General features: G+C 38.6%; 19 protein-coding genes. 16 read left to right on the top strand and 3 right to left on the bottom strand.

What is annotated here, in order from left to right; all coding sequences use genetic code 11:
* The first annotated feature begins 371 nt into the window (after positions 1-371).
* The 3 genes from CWB66_RS00720 to CWB66_RS00710 all read left to right on the top strand — a co-directional run bounded on the left by CWB66_RS00720 (position 372) and on the right by CWB66_RS00710 (position 5089).
* Positions 372-3365, top strand: a complete 2994-nt coding sequence (locus CWB66_RS00720) for a TonB-dependent receptor (protein ID WP_138583951.1) — start codon at positions 372-374, stop codon at positions 3363-3365.
* 374 nt (positions 3366-3739) lie between these two features.
* Positions 3740-4684, top strand: coding sequence for a bifunctional Delta(1)-pyrroline-2-carboxylate/Delta(1)-piperideine-2-carboxylate reductase (gene lhpI, locus CWB66_RS00715; RefSeq protein ID WP_077537857.1), 945 nt, complete (start codon positions 3740-3742; stop codon positions 4682-4684).
* Between the two features lie 6 nt (positions 4685-4690).
* Positions 4691-5089, top strand: coding sequence for a hypothetical protein (locus CWB66_RS00710; RefSeq protein WP_077537858.1), 399 nt, complete (start codon positions 4691-4693; stop codon positions 5087-5089).
* 57 nt (positions 5090-5146) lie between these two features.
* On the opposite strand, the gene bioA is transcribed toward CWB66_RS00710, so the two are convergent.
* A complete protein-coding gene (bioA, locus tag CWB66_RS00705; RefSeq protein ID WP_138583950.1) occupies positions 5147-6445 on the bottom strand; it encodes an adenosylmethionine--8-amino-7-oxononanoate transaminase in 1299 nt (432 codons plus the stop codon).
* Positions 6446-6539: 94 nt separating this feature from the next.
* Between bioA and bioB the strand changes: the two genes are divergently transcribed.
* From bioB to htpX, 6 genes are all read left to right on the top strand, one after another.
* Positions 6540-7580: a biotin synthase BioB gene (bioB, locus tag CWB66_RS00700; RefSeq protein ID WP_138583949.1), complete on the top strand. Its 1041-nt coding sequence runs from the start codon at positions 6540-6542 to the stop codon at positions 7578-7580.
* Between the two features lie 10 nt (positions 7581-7590).
* Positions 7591-8742, top strand: coding sequence for an aminotransferase class I/II-fold pyridoxal phosphate-dependent enzyme (locus CWB66_RS00695; protein ID WP_138583948.1), 1152 nt, complete (start codon positions 7591-7593; stop codon positions 8740-8742).
* Positions 8739-9614: a methyltransferase domain-containing protein gene (locus tag CWB66_RS00690; RefSeq protein WP_138583947.1), complete on the top strand. Its 876-nt coding sequence runs from the start codon at positions 8739-8741 to the stop codon at positions 9612-9614. The genes CWB66_RS00695 and CWB66_RS00690 overlap by 4 nt, the downstream gene beginning before the upstream one ends.
* 28 nt (positions 9615-9642) lie before the next feature.
* Entirely contained in the window at positions 9643-10326 is a 684-nt protein-coding gene (gene bioD, locus CWB66_RS00685) for a dethiobiotin synthase (protein ID WP_138583946.1), read from the top strand.
* A 122-nt stretch (positions 10327-10448) separates the two neighbouring features.
* Complete coding sequence (locus CWB66_RS00680; RefSeq protein ID WP_138583945.1) at positions 10449-12020, top strand: FAD-dependent oxidoreductase; 1572 nt, start codon at positions 10449-10451, stop codon at positions 12018-12020.
* Positions 12021-12232: 212 nt separating this feature from the next.
* Positions 12233-13096 carry a protease HtpX gene (gene htpX, locus CWB66_RS00675; protein WP_138583944.1) on the top strand — a complete coding sequence of 288 codons (864 nt, stop codon included), beginning with the start codon at positions 12233-12235 and terminating at the stop codon, positions 13094-13096.
* A gap of 66 nt (positions 13097-13162) precedes the next feature.
* Here the strand turns inward: htpX and gloA are convergent, their stop codons facing one another.
* Positions 13163-13690 (bottom strand): lactoylglutathione lyase, encoded by a 528-nt coding sequence (gene gloA, locus CWB66_RS00670; RefSeq protein ID WP_138583943.1) that lies wholly within the window; start codon positions 13688-13690, stop codon positions 13163-13165.
* Between the two features lie 185 nt (positions 13691-13875).
* Here gloA and CWB66_RS00665 point away from each other — a divergent pair, with 185 nt between their 5' ends.
* From CWB66_RS00665 to CWB66_RS00635, 7 genes are all read left to right on the top strand, one after another.
* Positions 13876-14379 (top strand): DUF421 domain-containing protein, encoded by a 504-nt coding sequence (locus CWB66_RS00665; protein WP_138583942.1) that lies wholly within the window; start codon positions 13876-13878, stop codon positions 14377-14379.
* A gap of 155 nt (positions 14380-14534) precedes the next feature.
* Positions 14535-15164 carry a cold shock domain-containing protein gene (locus CWB66_RS00660; RefSeq protein WP_138583941.1) on the top strand — a complete coding sequence of 210 codons (630 nt, stop codon included), beginning with the start codon at positions 14535-14537 and terminating at the stop codon, positions 15162-15164.
* 245 nt (positions 15165-15409) lie between these two features.
* On the top strand, positions 15410-16018 hold the full coding sequence (locus CWB66_RS00655) for a hypothetical protein (protein ID WP_252371694.1): 609 nt from the start codon (positions 15410-15412) through the stop codon (positions 16016-16018).
* A 220-nt stretch (positions 16019-16238) separates the two neighbouring features.
* Complete coding sequence (locus CWB66_RS00650) at positions 16239-16595, top strand: hypothetical protein (protein WP_138583940.1); 357 nt, start codon at positions 16239-16241, stop codon at positions 16593-16595.
* Positions 16595-17209, top strand: coding sequence for an ABC-three component system protein (locus CWB66_RS00645; RefSeq protein ID WP_138583939.1), 615 nt, complete (start codon positions 16595-16597; stop codon positions 17207-17209). Before CWB66_RS00650 ends, CWB66_RS00645 begins: the two co-directional genes overlap by 1 nt.
* On the top strand, positions 17209-17703 hold the full coding sequence (locus CWB66_RS00640) for an ABC-three component system middle component 5 (RefSeq protein WP_252371693.1): 495 nt from the start codon (positions 17209-17211) through the stop codon (positions 17701-17703). Before CWB66_RS00645 ends, CWB66_RS00640 begins: the two co-directional genes overlap by 1 nt.
* Positions 17696-19606 carry a hypothetical protein gene (locus tag CWB66_RS00635; protein ID WP_138583938.1) on the top strand — a complete coding sequence of 637 codons (1911 nt, stop codon included), beginning with the start codon at positions 17696-17698 and terminating at the stop codon, positions 19604-19606. The genes CWB66_RS00640 and CWB66_RS00635 overlap by 8 nt, the downstream gene beginning before the upstream one ends.
* A gap of 180 nt (positions 19607-19786) precedes the next feature.
* On the opposite strand, the gene CWB66_RS00630 is transcribed toward CWB66_RS00635, so the two are convergent.
* Positions 19787-20248 (bottom strand): thiamine biosynthesis protein ThiC (locus tag CWB66_RS00630; RefSeq protein ID WP_138583937.1); only part of this gene is annotated, 462 nt, incomplete at its 5' end.

The following is a 20248-nucleotide window of genomic DNA, read 5'->3' as shown; positions in this document are numbered from 1 at the left end:
AGCAGCTATTTTCAGCGCTAACTGCGTTGAATTTACTTGCAATAGGCCCGCTATTGACGCGTATATTCGCCTTGTTTTCACTGAAAATCTCTGGCTAGAGAAAAACAACTTTAAATATCATTATGATTTAATACGTTAGTAAATATCTTAACCAGAGTTCAGGTTAATTAATACACCATTCTCTACACATAAAATTTACACTTTACAGTTCTTTTTTCCTATCAATGAGTTGGCTCTACTTTTAAATGAATTTACAAAATTAGAAATAAATTATGTATATTTAATATTGTATACAATATGTAATAAGTGTATATTTTTTATCACCACTTGTTAGGTGGATAAAAAATCAATGGGAACAAAGGGACATTTTTATGTTTACATATAATAAAAAGCAAATAAATAAAACAGGCACAAACACTCTATTAGCTACTGCAATAGCAACGGCATTAATGATCACCCCAGCTGCACACGCAGTTGATGGTAGTAGCATTGTAAAAGGCCATATTGAAGCGCAAGCAGGGACTGACTTAGTTGGTGCAACTGTAACCCTTAAGCACAAAAGTAAAGGTTTAGTTTTTACCATTACGAGTAATGCACAAGGTGAGTATTTACTGCGTAATGTGCCGGTAGGTAAGTATGATGTAACAATTGTTAAAGACGGCTATCAAACACTTAAAGAAGAAAACGTGGCTGTTACAATTGGTCAATCGATCATTCTCGATGTGCAACTCTATAAAGCGGGCAGCGACATGGAACGTATCGCAGTCACTGGCTCTGCAATTCGTCGTGTCGATATGTCTTCATCTACTTCTGGACTTACATTTAGCGACTCTGAGCTTAAAGCAATGCCTGTGAATACAGGATTTGAAAGCATTGCATTATTGGCACCTGGCACATCGGCACCTGGTGGCTCTAACTTTAAAGGCGCATCAAGTTTTGGTGGATCATCAGCGGCTGAAAATGGCTATTACTTTAATGGTTTAAATGTAACCAGTATTCGCACTGGGCTTGGCTCTATTAGACTTCCTTGGGAAGCTATTTCACAAACTCAAGTTAAAACGGGCGGGGTGAGCCCTGAGTTTGGTGGCGCATTAGGTGGCATTGTTAACGCAGTTTCTAAATCGGGTGATAACGATTTTAAATTTGGAGCAGAGGCTCGTTGGGATCCCGATAGTTTACGTAGTCAGCATGATTCTATCTATCAAGAAAATGGCACTATAAGTAGCAATACTCAACAAAATAGTTATGATTTTAAAGAACTTCAGTTATGGGCTAGCGGTGCAATTGTTGAAGATTCATTATTCTTTTATGGTTTATATGCCCCTCGCAAAGAGGAAAGAAATAGCGCGGGTCAAACAACATTTTCTGATTTTGAACGAGATGAAGACCGCTGGTTTGCTAAAGTTGATTGGTTTATAAATGAGGATCACTCATTTGGTTTTTCAGCGATGAATAACGAGCGTACATGGACTGATAAAACATATGCTTACGCGTGGAAAGAAAATGTCGTTGGAGCGCAACAAGGGGTTGATGCACCTGGCGAAGATGGCGGGAAGGTGTACAGCGTAAATTACAATGGTTATCTAACAGATACATTTTCAGTTTCGGCTGTTGTTGGGCGCGTAACAGAAAACGTTGAAAATGTAGTTGCATCCCCAAACCCAGGCGTATGGGATGAGCGAGACGGATTTGTTACGTTAAGCCAACATACTAATTCGAATGTTAGCGAAGAAGAATACACACGCGATCAAGCACGAATAGATTTTAGCTGGGATTTAGATGAGCATTCAATCCAATTTGGTGTGGATTACACCAAGGTGGATGTTATTTCTCACTCAGGACAAAATGGTATTGGCGATGCACAAGGGTGGTGGACTGCAAAAACTGCAGGTCAAAATGATATTTCAGGTGCGCCACTTGGCACTGATTATATCGAACGACGTGTTCGCACCCGTGATGTTGAATCAGATACTACGTCATTGGCTTTTTATGTTAATGATTCGTGGCAAGCAACAGATAACTTAGTCCTTAATTTAGGTGTACGCTATAGCAAGTTTGAAAATACCGTTACAGATGGGCGCGCATTTGTTGATATAGATAATCAAATTGCACCGCGTTTACAAGCTATTTATGATATTTCTGGTGATGGTAGTTCAAAAGTCTTTGCTACATACGGACGCTATTTCCAGCCAGTGTCGGCTAATATGAATATTACACAAGGCTCTGCATCAGTAGAATGGTTTGAATATTTTGAGCTAAATGATTTAGATAATAATGGTGCACCAAGCTTGTTGGCTGACGGTTCGCCAAGTCGTGGTGACATGCTACGCGATAGACGCTGGCGTCAACGTGGTATTACGGAGCCTGGCCTAATTGCATCATCCTCTTTAAAACCAATGTACAGTGATGAATTTACGATAGGTTATCAACAAGAAGTGTTTAATGGAATGTCTACGGGTGTTCGTGCTATTTACCGTGATTTAGGACGTAGTGTTGAAGACACTGATGTAGGCCCTGTGTTGGCTAAAAAGCTTGCAGAGCTGGGAATTGTCGATAATGTTGGGCAAGGTTCATATTATGTGCTTAATAACCCAGGTGAAGCGATTCAAATGTCGTATGATTTTGATGGTGACGGGCAAATTGATAACATTAATTTAAGCACCGCTGAACTTGCATTACCAGAGGCGCAACGTAAATATTTAGCACTTGAATTTACTTTAGATGGCAATGTAACAGACGATTTACGCATTAATACTTCATACACATGGTCGCATAGCTACGGTAATACCGAAGGGCTCGTTAAAACAGATAATAACCAAGCTGATCCTGGTTGGACAACATCATACGATTATGGTGATTTGATGGATAATGGCTACGGTAATTTACCTAACGACCACCGTCACGCCATTAAGTTCAGTGGTGCTTACAACATTACAGAAGCACTTACGTTAGGATTAGTAGCTCGTACAACATCAGGTCGTCCAAAAAGTTATTTCTCGCAACATCCTGATGGCGTTGGTAGCTGTACTGCAGGTAATCCGTGGGATGCATGTGCCAGTAAAGGCTATGATCAAGCATCACACTATGATGAAAATGGAAAGCCAGCGCCAAGAGGCAGTAAAGGCAATTTACCTTGGCTCACTAATATAGACATGTCATTGACGTACTATACTGACTTTTTTGGTACAGACTTAACCTTAAAAGGCACTGTATACAATTTACTCAATAGTGATAGTGCGATAAATATTAACGAAGAGCGTGCACAGTTTGGCTCAGGTGGTTTAGAACTAAACCCTGATTACGGATTAGTGACCAGCCGTCAAGGAGCGCGTTATGTGTCTTTAGTTGCGCGCATTGAATTTTAATTTCCCCCTAGAAGGTTGTAAGTTGTTTGAATAGTTTGGTTGTTTTTTAGATAAGCTTGGTTTTGCACTAACATTTCAAAAATACCAAGCACAGGGTGCTTAAATAAATTATTAAAAAGTACTTAATTTAAATAATTTGCGCCCTAAATGTTGATTAGCAATAGTTATAATTTACACATTACAGCCTTAATGCTGAACAGGAAACTGTTCGGCATTTTTGTTGATAAATACGGACTTGTTAAAAGTTTATTAAAAGCATACTGTATGCAAAATTGGGTTTGTTTCTACTATGGTACATGTTTTAATCGTGTGCTAATGCAATCAATGATCAAATTGTACTTATACACCGACGTTATTTAAATTGGAGTCTAAAAATGAAAATAATAAATGCAGAACACATTGATGATGCTCTTAATTTTGAATCCTTGCTAATTGCACTACAAAAAGGTTTTGCATCTGACTTTTGCATGCCTAAACGCAATGTCTACGAGCTTGATACCGATAAAATAAATCATGATGCCTTTGCTGTATTACCTGCCTGGAATGAACAAGTTATTGGTGTTAAGGCGTTTACTTATTTCCCTAGCAATGCACAAACAGAATATAACTCGTTATATTCCAAAATTATGTTGTTCTCACGAAATCATGGCGAGCCCTTAGCTTTAGTGGATGGTACGCGGATTACGTTTTGGCGCACCGCAGCCGTATCAGCCTTAGCTAGCCGGTATTTATCCAGAGAAAACAGTAATCACTTAGTTTTTTTTGGTAGTGGTAATTTAGCTATATATATGATTAAGGCACATTTAACGGTTCGTAATTTTACTCGGGTGACGTTAATTGCACGTAATGTTGAAAAAGTCACGGCATTACAACATTCGCTTGAGCAGGCATTTCCTCATATCGATTTTGTTATTAGTAAAAGTACTAAGGAAATTATTTTTAGCGCCGATGTGATCAGCTGTGCAACGGGGTCGCCAACGCCTTTATTTAATGGCGCATGGTTAAAGCCTGGCACTCATGTTGATTTAATTGGTAATCATCACAGTGAGCAACGTGAATGCGACACGACAACGATTACCCGCAGTCATGTATACGTCGATAGCAGAGTAAATGTGCTAGGCGAGGCTGGCGAGGTGCTGCAACCCATTAAAGAAGGGGTATTTAGTGCACTCGATATTCGCGCTGAGTTATCCGATTTAGCAAAAGCAAACAGCTACGCCCGTTTTAATGAAACAGATATTACGGTATTCAAATCGGTAGGAACGGCGCTGAGTGATTTAATCGCAGCGAATAGTGTTTACCAATCATTAGAAGGTTAATATTTGATGACGAATATACTATTCATTTTGAGTGTGTGTTTTATTAGTGCTGGTTTACTGCCATTTTTTAGATGGTTGAAATGTAAAATACGCAAACATCATTGGCGAGTATGCGAAATTAGTACAATTACGTCAGTGGTTAACACACGGGTATCACCTTTGGATCTCGTTCAACAGCAGTCAATGCTGGTTAGTTTTCGTTTTAATGGTGATATGCACAGTGTCGTGGTTGACTTAGATGAGCCGTTATTTAACTTACACAAACAAGGGCAGTTGTGTACATTATTGGTTGATAAAGACAACCCATCAAGGGTCTACAAAAATGCGCTGCTTTGGCAGAACTTTGGTTCTATATGGCTTTTTGCAGGGTTGGCTTTACTTGGTTTAAGTCATTTCATTAACTAGCCTGAACTCTGTAAGGTAGATTTATTATTCAGAGCTTAGATCAATTAACAACAAGCGTTAATACTGCTTGTTGTTAATTGCCTTATAAATTGCATCACACAGTGTTTTAATGCTCTCGTTATCACTTATATACGGTGGCATAAGGTAAATTAGTTTACCGAATGGACGTATCCATACACCTTGCTCTACAAAATAAGCCTGAATTTTAGCAACATCAACATTGCCAGCAGCCTCGTTTAGTTCAACAACGCCTATTGCACCTAAGGTACGTACATTGGCAACCGCATCTAGTTCACTGCATTTATTAAGTTGTTGTAGCTGGGTGTTTATTTGCTTTATTCGTTGTTGCCAGTTTTGCTCAAGTAATAAATCAATACTTGCGCAGGCCGCAGCACAGGCAAGCGGGTTACCCATAAAAGTAGGGCCGTGCATTAAAACACCTGCTTCACCTTCGCTTATGCCAATGGCTATTTTATCGCTAGTGATAGTGGCCGATAGCGTCATTGAGCCGCCAGTTAATGCTTTACCAATACACATTATATCGGGCTCTACATTAGCGTGCTCTACAGCAAATAATTTACCTGTACGGCCAAAGCCTGTGGCAATTTCGTCGCAAATTAGCAGTACGTTATATTGGGTGCACAATTTACGCACGCAGGCTAAATAATCGGGGTGATAAAAGTTCATACCACCGGCGTTTTGTACTATTGGCTCAATTATAAAGGCGGCTACTTGGCTGTGGTTTGCTTTAAAGTATTCTTCAAGCTCTTGGGCTTCAGTTTGGTTAAACTCGCTCCCAAATTGACTAACCGGTGCAGGTACAAAAACGTGCTCAGGTAAAAATCCTGAATATAAACTATGCATTGAGTTAACGGGGTCGCATACGCTCATGGCTGCAAAGGTGTCGCCATGGTAGCCCTTGTAAGGCGTCATTAATTTTTGTTTTGTTGTAATGCCTTGGCTTAACCAATATTGCAGCGCCATTTTAATCGCTACTTCAACACTTACCGAGCCGCTGTCGGCTAAAAACACCTTAGTTAAACTAGGCGGTGTTATGTTTACTATTTTTTTGCACAGCTCTACCGCGCTGTTATGCGTAATACCGCCAAACATAATGTGGCTCATGTTATTAATTTGCTCAATCATGGCGTTATTTATAACAGGGTGATTATAGCCATGTATTGCGCTCCACCACGAGGCCATGCCATCGATTAATAGCTCGCCAGTTTCAAGGTGAATAATGTTGTGATTGGCATGTGTAACGGGATATACCGGAATTGGCTTAGTCATAGACGTGTATGGATGCCAAATGTGCTCACGATCAAAATCAAGGTCAATCGTGTTATTTTTAATCATATGTAAACTTTAACTTGGTGGGCTTCGTTGACAATGGTACTTCAACTCGTAGACTAAGCCAATATCACCGCTGAGAAAAAAATAAGAGAGTATTATGGAACTTGCACCTGTTCGTCACGATTGGACCCACGCTGAAGTTAAAGCATTATTTGAAATGCCATTTAACGATTTACTTTTTAAAGCCGCATCGGTTCACCGTGCTAACTTCAATCCAAATGAAGTGCAAATTTCTACGTTGTTATCAATTAAAACAGGCGCTTGCCCAGAAGACTGTAAGTACTGCCCGCAGTCGGGGCATTACCGAACAGATTTAGAACGCGAACGCTTAATAGAAGTAGAAAAAGTAGTAGAGCAAGCACGCCTTGCAAAACAAAAAGGCGCTACCCGTTTTTGTATGGGCGCTGCATGGTCAGATCCAAAAGACAGAGACATGCCATACATTTCGCAAATGGTTAAAGAAGTAAAAGAGCTAGGGCTAGAAACCTGTATGACGCTGGGTAAACTCACTAACGAAAAAGCCCATGAACTTAGAGATGCTGGGCTTGATTACTACAACCATAACCTTGACACGTCACCTGAGTATTACGAGCAAATTATATCAACCCGTACTTTTCAAGATAGATTAAATACCATTGACCACGTACGCGATGCCGGTATGAAAGTATGCTCGGGTGGAATAGTCGGTATGGGCGAGCAAGCAAGCGACCGCTTTGGACTACTTATGCAACTAGCTAATTTGCCACAACAGCCAGAAAGCGTGCCTATTAATATGCTGGTTAAAGTTAAAGGCACACCGCTTGAAAACGCAGACGATTTAGATCACTTTGAATTTGTACGTACCATAGCAACAGCACGTATTATGATGCCACACAGTTATGTACGTTTATCGGCAGGGCGCAACGCCATGAACGAGCAAATGCAATCGATGTGCTTTTTTGCAGGCGCTAACTCAATATTTTATGGCGATAAACTTCTTACGACCGAAAACCCAGACGCTGATGCCGATATGAACCTAATTAAAAAATTAGGCATGAACCCAGAAAAGCGTCACGACTATTCAGACGAAGCAGTAGAAGCCTCGCTTTCATCGCAAGTAGCCGACAAAGCAACCTCTGAATTGTTTTACGAAGCGTAGGCTTATATCAATGCCTTTTGATTTTATAAACACGCATCTGCAGGCTCGCCAGCAAGATGCGTTACTTCGTAAACGTCACGTAGTGCAACATGCTACAGCGCGTACCATAACGGTTAATAACAAAACCTACCTTAACTTTGCCAGTAACGACTACTTAGGTTTTGGTGATGTGGCTATTAACCTTAATGACTCCCACGCATTAGGCAGTCACAGCTCGGCATTGGTTACAGGTTATCAGGCGCAGCAAAAAGCGCTTGAACAATACTTATGTGAGCAATTTGGTTATGGCGCAGGGATGCTATTTAACTCAGGGTTTAGCGCTAATAGCAGCGTAATTAAAGCGTTGTTTCAAGATAAAGCTGCTGCGCAAAACAGCGCTATTTTTCAAGATAAGTTAAATCATGCAAGCTTGATTGACGGGGCTATGCACTCTAACGCGGCTTTAGTGCGTTTTAATCACAACGACATGAACCATTTACGTTCACGGCTCGAAAAATCAAAAGCGCAAAACAAGCTTATTATAAGCGAAGGCGTGTTTTCGATGGATGGCCATACCGCGCCTCTTAAAGAATTACTCGCACTTGCAAAACAGCACAACGCATGGCTAATGATTGACGACGCACACGGCTTTGGCGCATTAGGCAAAACAGGTTTGGGAAGTTGCGAAGCGTTTATTACTCAAACGCTGCCAGATATATTAATCATTACTTTTGGTAAAGCAGTGGCTAGTAGTGGCGCGTGTGTATTAGGCAGTAAACAGTTTATTGATTACATGCTGCAATTTAATCGCGATTACACGTATTCAACCGCTATGTCGCCGCTTATGGCAAGTCACACACTTGCGCGTATTAAAAGTATAAAAACAGCTGATGATAAACGCGATAAGCTAAATGCCAATATTGCATTATTTAAGCAACTCGCTAAAACCCATAATATTGCAGTAATGGAGTCAAACACTGCCATACAACCCATAGTATTAGGGTGTGCTGAGCAAACATTGCAAGCGGCAGATAAACTTAAACAACAGGGTATTTGGCTCACTGCAATTAGACCGCCGACGGTTGCACATAACACCTCACGTTTGCGCATTACTTTAACAGCCGCACATACCGAGCAAGACATAACGCACTTAGTTAAGCATTTAGTCGGTGCAATAGCATGACTGCTCAGCCAGTATTAAAAACAGCCCAAATGCAAACACGACTTGTAAAACCGTGTTTAGTGAGTGGCGATCCAAATAAAGAGTTAAATAGAGAGCCAATTCGAGAGCTAAACAAGGAGCTTAAAAAGTCCACCCAAAGTAAGTTTTCAAAGGCGGCAGCGCGTTATAACACCCATGCAAATGTTCAAAAACATGCTGCGAGCGATCTATTTTCACTCATAAAACCAGGCTTTAATAAAAATAGGCTTTGTGTTGATTTAGGCGCAGGTCCGCTTGTTAATACACACACATTACAAAGCATGTTTTCAAGCGTTGTGGCAATAGATTTAAGTTTAAACATGCTGCAAAGTAGTGATTTAACCACAGCTAAAATATGCGCCGATATGGATAACTTACCGCTACAAGCAAACAGTGTTGATGTTATTTACAGTAATTTTGCAGTGCAGTGGTCTGCTAATTTTTCGACTTTAATGCAATCACTCTACAGCATATTAAAACCAGGCGGGCAGGCGTACATAAGCACTGTGGTAGAGGGCTCACTTAACGAAATAAAAACAGCCTTTGCCGCACTTGATTCTAACAGCCACATAAATACCTTTGATAGTGAACTGCATATAAACCAATCAGTCCAAAATGCAGGGTTTACTATTAACAGCACTCAAAAACGTATTTATACCGATAAATACACAACACCTTTAAAAGCTATTGCCTCAATTAAGGCTATAGGTGCAACTACACAAAATCATACTAATACGCGCCAAGGGCTACTTACCAAATCTGCTTTACAAAAAGTATGCAGTGCGTATCCGCTTATAAATAACAAAGCATGTGTGTCTTATCATGTGGTGCTGTTATCATTACAAAAACACTAAATAAGCCCAAAGACATTAAAGGCAACGCATGAAAGAATTTTTTATAACAGGCACCGACACCGATGCCGGAAAAACCCACGTTACCAGTTTGCTATTAAAGTTACTTGCCCAACATAAAAAACAAGCCATTGGCTTTAAACCCCTTGCTGCTGGCTGCGAAATGGCGTTCGATCAACTAGTAAACGCCGATGCCCTCATATTAATGGAAAGCGCAACAGTCAGCGCTAAATACGACGTAGTTAATCCGTTTGCGTTTGCACCCCCTATTGCGCCGCATATAGCCGCTGAGCAAGTTGGGGTTAGTATTACTGTAGATAAACTAAGTGATGCTTATAAAGGTGTAAAACAACAGGGTGCCAATTATATACTTACCGAAGGCGCTGGTGGCTGGGCGTTACCTATTAACAATACGGAGTATTTATACGACTGGGTTAAAGCAGAAAAAATGCCGGTAATACTCGTTGTTGGTATGAAACTAGGTTGCTTAAATCATGCGTTACTAACCGCTGCACATATGCAAAGTATGGGTATAAACTGCGTTGGCTGGATTGCAAACCAAGTCGATAAAAACATGGACGAGTACCAAGCAAACCTTGATTCACTTAAAGCACGTTTACCGTTTCCAATACTTGCTATAAGCCCATACAGCGAGCAAACTCCTAAGTTACAAATATATAAAGCCTTGCTTAGTGCGTTATCTATAAACACTTAAGCGGTTTTAAAAAAGTTACTTTGTTAGGTAAATCTTGAAATAGTCAGCCTTAGTGCACATATAAACATTTATAAATACAAAGCTTGCTCAAAGACAATGCTACCAAGGACACGACTAAATATATGACGCACCCATTTATTCAACGCTACGCCCAAAATGCGCACGTAAGCGCCGAGCCAAAAGCACTAAACAATGGCTTACCTAAAAAACGCGTAGGTATAATAGGTGGGGGCACAGCTGGTGCCACAATAGCCATTAGGCTTGCTGCGTTAGGGTTAGAAACTTATGTACTTGAAAAGAAAAAGTCGTTAATTGATGGCCCTCCAATGTGCCATTTGCACGCAGGTGGCAACTTATATCGTGAAATACCCGACGAAGACTGCATAGATTTACTCAAGCAATGTATAGATATTGCTCGCCTTTATCCTCACACCATAGATGTTCGCCCCACAGTATTTGCAGTACCCAAGCGCGATGATGACTCACCCGAGGATTTATTTCCGCGTTTAGATAAATTAGTAAAAGCCTACAGCGAGCTTGTAGAGCAAGACAGCGCTAACAAAGTGTTAGGCGAGCCAGAGCATTATTATCAGTTATATAGTCGCGCACAAATGCTAAAGCTTGCTAAGCAAAAACAAGTAGCCAAGCCCACGTCATTAAATGAGTGGATGATACCCGTTGCTAAGCATTTAGATTTAGATAAGTTAAAGTTTCCGCTCATAGTTGCACAAGAATATGGTTGGAATATTTTTCGTTTATCGGCCAGTGCACAACTCGCCCTTGCACAGTACAAACACGCTCATGTTTTAACAAGCACCAGTGTTAAAAATGTATCGCCAGTTATAAATACCAATAATGATAAGCAAACACATAAGTGGCGCATTGAATATCAATCAGAGCCAAGCCTTGATGAACAACCTGATACTCAAACCGATACACAAACCATTGAGGTAGATTACCTAATTAATGCGTGTGGTTTTCAAACCGGTATTATTGATGACCTAGTTGGGGTAGATGTAAAACGTATCGTTGAATTTAAAGCCTCTTACATTACTCATTGGCAAGGCGCTGGTGGGCAAATACCCGAAATAATTATTTATGGAAACCGTGGTACGCCGGAGGGCATGGCGCAACTAACCCCTTACCCTAATGGTTACTTTCAAATACACGGCATGACTAACAACATTACATTGTTTAATGATGGCTTAGCTGATGCAACACCAATGAGCGCACAGCCTAAACTTCCCAAAAAATACCTGCATTATATTAAAGACGGCTGGGACAAAGCAGCATTGCAAGCGCGTACTCAAACAGCAATTGATTATGTTGCCGAGTTTGTACCCGCGTTTAAAAGTGCTAATACACAAAATAATGCCTTGTTTGGCGGGCAACAAATCCTAGGTGATGACGACACTTTGCGCGTAGCCGATGTAAGTTTATATTCGCATATTTGCTACGCACGGGCCGAAAATGTTAAAGCATCGTCAACGTTAATCGCTGCCGATCAAATAGTGGGTGAGTTTATAAAATTAGGAATAATAAGCAGCGATCCTGCTGTAAATTATCACCGCAGTACTCATCAATGGTCGTATCTTAAACATAATAGCGGCGAAAAAATTGACGAAGTTGCACGCATATTGGCACACGAGCGTGGTTTTCCAATTGATATGGCAGAGCTTAATAACAGCTTGTAATAAGCGGATCTATAAAAAAACTTTAGTCTTAAATTTGCTGCAAAACTCTTCTTAAAAAAATTATCAATAAACACATAAATAACACTTGTGTTATGACATAGTTTGTCACAGAATAGCGTTAACGTTATGACATAGTGTGTCATAGCGTAGTGATTGCTTTAACCTAATTTAATTTTATGTTCGGTGATCAAACCTATTTTTGTGAGGACAATATGAAACGTATATTTTTGTTTTTATTAACTAACCTAGCGGTTATGTTGGTATTAGGTGTAGTGCTTTCAATAATAATGAGTGCGCTGGGATTAAGCCATCGTAGCCTTGGCGGAATTTTACTTATAGCCACAGTATTTGGTTTTGGTGGATCGTTTATTTCGTTATTTATGTCGAAATGGATCGCTAAAAAATCAACAGGCGCGCATGTAATTACGCAGCCTCGAAACGAAACCGAACATTGGCTTGTACAAACGGTATCTGCGCAAGCACAAAAAGCAGGTATTAAAATGCCAGAAGTGGCTATTTACGACAGCCCAGAAATGAATGCGTTTGCAACGGGCCCAAGTAAAAACAACTCGTTAGTGGCAGTAAGCACAGGCTTAATGCACAACATGACCAAAGATCAAGCCGAAGCCGTACTTGCCCATGAAGTATCGCATATTGCTAACGGCGACATGGTAACGCTTACGCTAATACAAGGCGTGGTAAATACCTTTGTAATATTTGCCGCAAAAGTACTGGCAGGCATTGTAGATAACTTTATTAATAGCGATGAAGAAGAGGGTGGCAGTAGCTGGACATACTTCTTATTCGATATGTTATTCCAAGTATTATTTGGCGTGCTAGCAAGCATAGTAGTTGCAAGTTACAGCCGTAAGCGTGAGTTTGCAGCCGACAGCGGCGCTGCTAAACTAGTTGGTGCTGATAAAATGCGATCAGCCCTTGAGCGATTAAAGCAAAACCATCCTTCGCAATTAGAAGGCTCAATGATGGCCTTTGGTATTGCAAGTGGCAAAGGTGTTGCAGAGCTGTTTTCATCGCACCCGCCGCTTGATGCGCGAATAGACGCACTACGTAAATAAGGTAACTCTTATTTACAAACACAAAAGCCAGCGTAATAGCTGGCTTTTTAGTGTGTAGTAAGCTGGTTATTTACCAAAAATAATATCGGTAATGCCTTCTGGTGAGAGTATTTCTATCCAGTAGCCGTCAGGGTCTTTTATAAATGCTAAGCCCTTCATTGAGCCATCGTCTGGCTTTTTCACAAATTCTACATCGTACTTTGCAAAGCGTTCACTGGCTGCGTATACATCGGGTACACTAATACCAATGTGACCAAAGCCTTTAGGTTCTTGGTTACCGCTGTGGTAGCCCTCAAAGCTGTCGTCGTTTTCTGTGCCCCAGTTATGGGTAAGCTCAATGAGTGCAGGGCGACCAAATACCCATTTAGCTTTGGTTTTATCATCACCTTCTGGCTGCTCTGGCTCGTAGCCTAAAAAGTACAATGTAAACTTCATTTCAGGAAAGTCATACTTACCTAACAGCTTCATACCTAATACATTTTGATAAAATTCGAGCGACGGTTTGGGATCCTTAATACGCAACATAGTTTGTTGCATTACATAGCCTTTAGTGGCCTGCTCAACTTGTTTTGGAGATTCGTTATAGCTAGACATGGTGATCCTTTGTATAAATTAAGAAGCGAAAATAGAGATATAATGCTTAAGCTATCATAATCAACCATAAGTTAAATTTAAACTGCTTTAACTCATTACTTACCCTTTTATTCATATAGCTTTAATTTGTATGCGTGTACGGTTTAACTAAACGCTATAAGTAATTTTAAATACAAGGAGCCACTATGTTTTACGATGATATTCAGGGCTTATTACATGTACTTACAATAGGTGTACTGGGTTATATCGCACTGGTGTTTTGGCTACGTATATCGGGTAAACGTACGCTTTCAAAGTGGAACGTGTTCGATTTTATAGTCACCATTGCGCTGGGCTCTATATTGGCGTCTGTTATTATTTCAAAAAGTATCCCTTTAGCTGAGGGCATACTTGCCTTTGTCGTATTAATAGGGCTGCAATATATTATTACGTGGCTTAGTGTGCGCTCGTCAAAATTTGCAGCGCTTATAAAAGCAGAGCCCACGTTTTTAATGAGTGATGGTGAATACTGCGCTGCTGCACTTAAATCGCAGCGCGTAACAAAATCAGAAATTCGCGCCGCTATTCGTGGCGCTGGTATATTAGCCATAGAAGATGTAGCCGCAGTCGTGCTCGAAACAGACGGCAGTTTTAGTGTCATGGCTCACAGTAACAGTGGCTCTAAAACTGCGTTAAGTGATGTTTTTTAGCTATTTAATCGGTGACAAATACCATTAATTTGAAGATTTAAAATAACTGTAAATAATATTACTTGTTGCATGGTTTTAATTCTGGAACGTATAATAACAAGTGTTAACTAAATGGAATTTGCGTAAATCGCAGCTTAAGCAGAACAGGTGGATAAATGAACAAAGGATTGTTAAAGTCGTGGAAAACCGACAAAGGTTTTGGTTTTATTAAATCAGACACCCTAGAACACGACACGTTTATACACATATCAGCGCTCAAACACATGAGCCGCAAGCCCAAAGTGGGCGACACCATTTATTTTGAAGTTGCTACGCAGCCCGACGGTAAAACCAAAGCAATTAACTGCCGCATAGAAGGCGTTGCAGAGCTTAAAGCACCTTACCAAAAACACAATCAACAGCCTTACCGTATGGCTAAATCTAATTTTGCCAGTAGCTTTTTAGGTAAAGTTGCCTCAATTGCGCTTATTGCCGCCCTTTGCTTTTATACAATTAATAAATACAACACTCACTCAAGCAGCCAAACACCCATTATCACCAATGATTTATCCACCTTTGATGAAAAATACCCAAAAGCCGAGATTCCAAAAATCGTTATTCCAAAAAACACACAAAATTTTACGTGTGATGGCAGGCAGTACTGCAGCCAAATGACTTCACGAGCCGAGGCGGTATTTTTTATAAATAACTGCCCGAATACAAAAATGGATGGTGATGGAAAACCTTGTGAGAACGATACAAGGTTTGAAGGGCTACGGCTGTATAAAACGCTGGCCTTTAAATAAAAATAAATTTAATTAATGGCTGTATATAAATGCAGCGTTGTAAGTTTTCCCCATAACATTATCAAAAGTCGTTTTGGGGTTAAATTACAAAGGCTACTGAATAGCAGTTGTAATCATATGTTATAAAAGGGTTATTCAGTTTATTTATAACAACGTAATATACGCTGTTTTGGCGTGTTATCTTTACTTAATTATATGGAGATGTAATGAAACCCAGGTATCTAAAAACTATTTACGACTTAATAGTGCGTGACTATAAAATCGAACCAATCGGTAACGGTAAATTTATTCATTCTTTTAAGCCAGCTACAACAAATACCGTTTATAAGTTTGAAGCAAATGGAACCCCTGAAGTTGAAGAGGGCGAGAGATATAATATTGGCTATTATGATGATGCGAATGGTAACAAAATAATAGAAACATCTTGTTTATCAAAAAACACAGATGTTAACCCTATGCTTAGCTACCTATATGCAACAAAGCTATCTGAAGGTAAGCATAATGTTAACAAAAGTAAAAATGATGAGCGTGTTAGTCATACTGCTCAAGATGGCTATTATTGGGGAAAAAAGTACGCTTGGCGCGAATTTGGTTTAGTAATATCAAAAGATGCATTTTTCGCATATTTAAAAGAAATTAATCACCCTAAAGTTGAGTGTATAACTCGAAACCCTGATATGGGATTTAGTAACAGTGGTGAACCTTCAACAGCATATAAAGAAGAAGGTTTAGCTGATGCTGTGAATTCTTTAATTTCATCAGCAGTTAAAATAACTAAAGTTAGATTTAAATCCCCTTTATATTCAAAACAATTTGTAATTAGAGGTATTGAAGCAATTACGGATAGAAAATAAACATAATATGCGTTTAGAGCGGGACAAAGGACTGTTGGTTAATTCCGCTTTACTTCATATATTATGTGTTCCGAACGCAGAACCGAATTCTTTAAAAGCTTAGCGTTGATTTAAGAAGATAGTTTAGTGATTTAGGATGATGTAGTTGTTCTACAGCCTAGTTTATTACAATGTGCCTTCTGCTAAAGTTTATATTAATTATTTTAAGGACAAGTGAGTTATGGATTGGAAGAGTGCCCTGAAAATCGCAGGACCATCAGCGATTGCCGCATGGGTTTTTGTTGAACTGATTAAAAGCTATTTATCTACTTCTGAAATTTTTAAAACGAATATGTATTTAAATTTCACGCTCCTTATTATCATATTTTCTTTTTGTGTAATTATGGGGTGGTTATGGATACGTAGTAGTAATGAAAAAAATAAGGTAGAACCAACAGAGAAGAAGATTGAAAAGAATGAAATTTGTGATAATGAAGTAGGTAATGATTTATCAGTTGGTAGTATAGATACGAGTATTGTCGACAACAAAATTTCTAAAAACAAGGTAAAAGGCTCTATAAATATTGGTAGTAAATAATGAGTATACAAGACCAAAATAGATCATTAACTCCAATTTCTTCTAAAAATATTTCTGGTAATGAAATTAAAGATAATGATATTGGTGGAGACTTAAATATCGGAAGTACGGTGGTTAAATTGCCATCATATAACATTTCAGTAGGAGCTGAGTCTCTTAAGGTATTAATAAATGAACATGAAAAATTAAAAGAAGAAAGCACCATTTATCTTTATGTTCTTGAAGAGCTTCAAAGTAAAATTACAGATAGCGAGTCTAGACAAGTAATTGGGCTAGAAAACAAATTAATCAAAGCAAATAAAGCTGTTTTTCTTGATGAGGCTCTTATATCTAGCCAGAAAGCTTCAAAAATGATTTTAAGGTTTCAGAACATAAAGTCATATCAAATTATATTCAATCATGTTTTAAGCCTTATTATAACAAGGTTTCGCTCACATATAGTCCCTTTGATTAAAGATGGTGTAGACGATTTAACTATTAAAACAATGATTAATACCGTTATTGTTGAGCCTTTAAATCAAGAGGTAAGCTTAGCTGGAGGCTATATCACTAGTGAGTTAATTGAAGGGATGTTGTATTTCCTTACAGAAAAGTGCCATGTGGAGTGGGTATAATGATTATTTATCATCCAGCTCATGATGTAAATCATTGTTCTTATCGGATATTGAATATCTTATATGCGGCGAAGAATAATAAAGTACATTGTGACATGCTAAAAATTGTTAGTTTTTATTATGTATACCCTCATTTATTAAAACGCATGGAAAGCTTTCCAAGACCATTAAACTATCAAGCAAAAAAAATTAGTAATATAAGTGATTCATTTGAGTTAACACCAAGCCCAAGTAGTCTGTTTTTTGAAATGAATTCAACACACGAAGCGGCAATTTTTTCTTTGTATCAGAGATCTTTAATTAATATTGAACGCAATATTGTAAGTCTCGAAAAACAAAACCTTCCAAATGAACTAATTCAGGAATTTAAAACAGATAAACTTACAAAGAGTGATCTTTTTAAAATCCTTGTTGAGTGTTTACCGAAAGTTAAATTGGATGGGAATAATGGCCTTAAGGCTAAAAGTGGATTAATGGAATATAAATATGATTAGGTCAAATTTTTTTGTAGAGCGCCTAGTAATCATAAAGTCAGGAAGTAGTGTTTATGATGAAGAGTTTCACCAAGGAATAAATGTAATTAGGGGTGATCACTCTGTTGGAAAAACAACAATATTAGAACTTTTATTTTATGTTCTAGGCGGAGAAATTAAAGAGAACCAATGGCTCTATCCTGCGGATCACTGTGATGAAATATATTGTCAGGTTAATATTAATGGAACTTCCTTTACAATAAAAAGAGATATTGAAAAGGGTAAAATCCCCCCAATACGAATCCAAGATGGTTCTTATGATGTTACAAGTTTAGATAATCTAGGCTGGAAAAAATTTGGCCCTAGAAGAAGTGAATCTGGTGAACGAGTTTCTTTTTCACAACAATTGTTTGATTTGTTAGGCTGGGATAATCATAAGTCTGATGATTATGCCAATTTGACAATGCACCAAGTGCTTAGATTCCTATATGTAGATCAAGAAACTGGATCAACAAAAATTTTTCGCGCAGAAGATAATCCTCGTGGTGATAGTGAAGGTATACGAACTGCAATTGCTGAATTTTTATTGGGCTTAGATAATCTTGACACGCACAAATTGAGACAACAACTTATTTCGGCAGAAAGAGAATTTGATAAGGTAGCTGCTGATTTAAATGCCATGTATAAAGTGTTAGGAAGTGATTCAGGTTTAACTCTTGATGTTTTAAATGCACAAGTAATAAATATTTCTGATGAGATTGTATCTTTACAGAATAAAGACGTTGACTTAAAAGCAACTACTGAACTTGAAGTCGATTCTGCATCTAATTACAAGGACTTAGAAAAGAAAGTCGACCTATTTAGTCGACAACTTCAGTCTTTAAATATTGAAATACAAGCAACAACTGGTGAAATAGTTGATTGTGAACTATTTGGAGACTCACTTGATTTTAGAAAAAAATCATTGCTAGAATCCAAGTCTGCTTTTGATTGCATAGGTGCAATGAAATATACACACTGCCCTTGCTGCTTGGAAGAGATTAATTCTTCTAACGAAGATACTTGCCATTTATGTAATGCCCCAAATAAAGAATCTCATCATTCGAACAATTACATGCAAATTTTGACAGAGCTTGACTTTCAAATTAAAAGCAATGCTAAAGTTTTAGGTGATTACAAAAGCCATTTAGAAGGTCTGAAATCTGCACTTGTAATTGCAGAGTCTCACCTAAAAAACTCTCAAAGTGAGTTACAGTCGAGTTCAAAAACTGTGGATATAGAAACTCAGGGTTTGATTAAAAGATCAAAGAAGATAGGGTATTTAGAGTCTGAAATTAAAAATATTGAAAAGCAGATTAAAATAATCACCGACTTAGATAAATATAAATCTAGGAAATCCGAGCTAAATAGTACAATTACAGATCTCCGTGAAAAAATTGTAGCTGCCGCCGCATCTAGCAAAAACAGAAGAGATAAAGTTAACCTAGGAATCTGTGAAAATATGCTACCTATTCTTCACTCCGATTTACGAGATAATGGAAAGCCTTATGAAGAAGTTTTTGAGGCTGCGGAGAGTAATGATATTGAAATTGATTTTTCAAGAGATAGAACACTAATAGATGGAAGGGTGAAATTTTCAGGTAGCTCTAACTATATAAAAAAGAATGCTTTTTATCTTGCTGCTTTACTTGAATCATTGTCAGATCCGCTTTACAGGCTACCAAGATTTTTAATGCTGGATGCCATTGAAAATGGTGGCATGAAAGCTTTTAGAAGTCATAACTTTCAACGTTCCATCGTAGAAATGTTTAAAGATAAAAAAGACTTTCAAATAATACTTTGTACTTCAATGGCTTTAGATGATTTAAATAATGATGAATATGGTGTTGGTCCCTATTACGTGGGGAATGTAATTAATGTTTAACATTTTCACATGAAATACCCTCTAAAAGCGCAGCGCCTCATAGCCTCTTTGTGAGTTAGTCTTTAGATTACTAAGAGGGAACAAACTAGGGATACGCTAAGCGTATACATTAAACGTAAAACATCGGCGAATTAGCACTCTAATACACGCCGATGTTTATAACTTATTTAAGTAAGCACATTACTTATAAAGTATTAAGCCTAAGTCTGCTTTACGGTAAAGGCTTATTAAACATATTGCTAAAAGTAACGTTGCAATCATGCCTGAAGCGCCAGCAACAGCTGATGGAAGGAATCCATCACGGCCAAAGGTAATTAAAATACCATTGGCAAGCATTGCAACTCCGCCTGCCAAGGCAGTAAGGCCGCCAATGGCTTTGCCACCTTTAGCGATAAAAGATAGTCCAAAAACAAGCGCTGCTAATCCCAATAATAATTTAGCTGCGTAGTAAATCATGAATGACAAAGAAACCACACCACCAATTAAAGGTTGTGCGCCTTCTACGGTACCCGCAACTTTTCCAAATGTTGAAAACAAAGTTAGGCCAATGCTTACCTGAACTATGTTAAGTACTGCGCTAAACGCTATAGCTGACCATCCCAGTTGAGCGTTTTTTGCTTGCACTGTAGTGGTACAGTGATT

It is taken from the genome of Pseudoalteromonas sp. S558 (genome assembly GCF_005886635.1).
Taxonomy (GTDB): domain Bacteria; phylum Pseudomonadota; class Gammaproteobacteria; order Enterobacterales; family Alteromonadaceae; genus Pseudoalteromonas; species Pseudoalteromonas aliena.
Note: the sequence above shows the minus strand (reverse complement) of the source record. Positions and strands in the feature narration are given on the sequence as shown.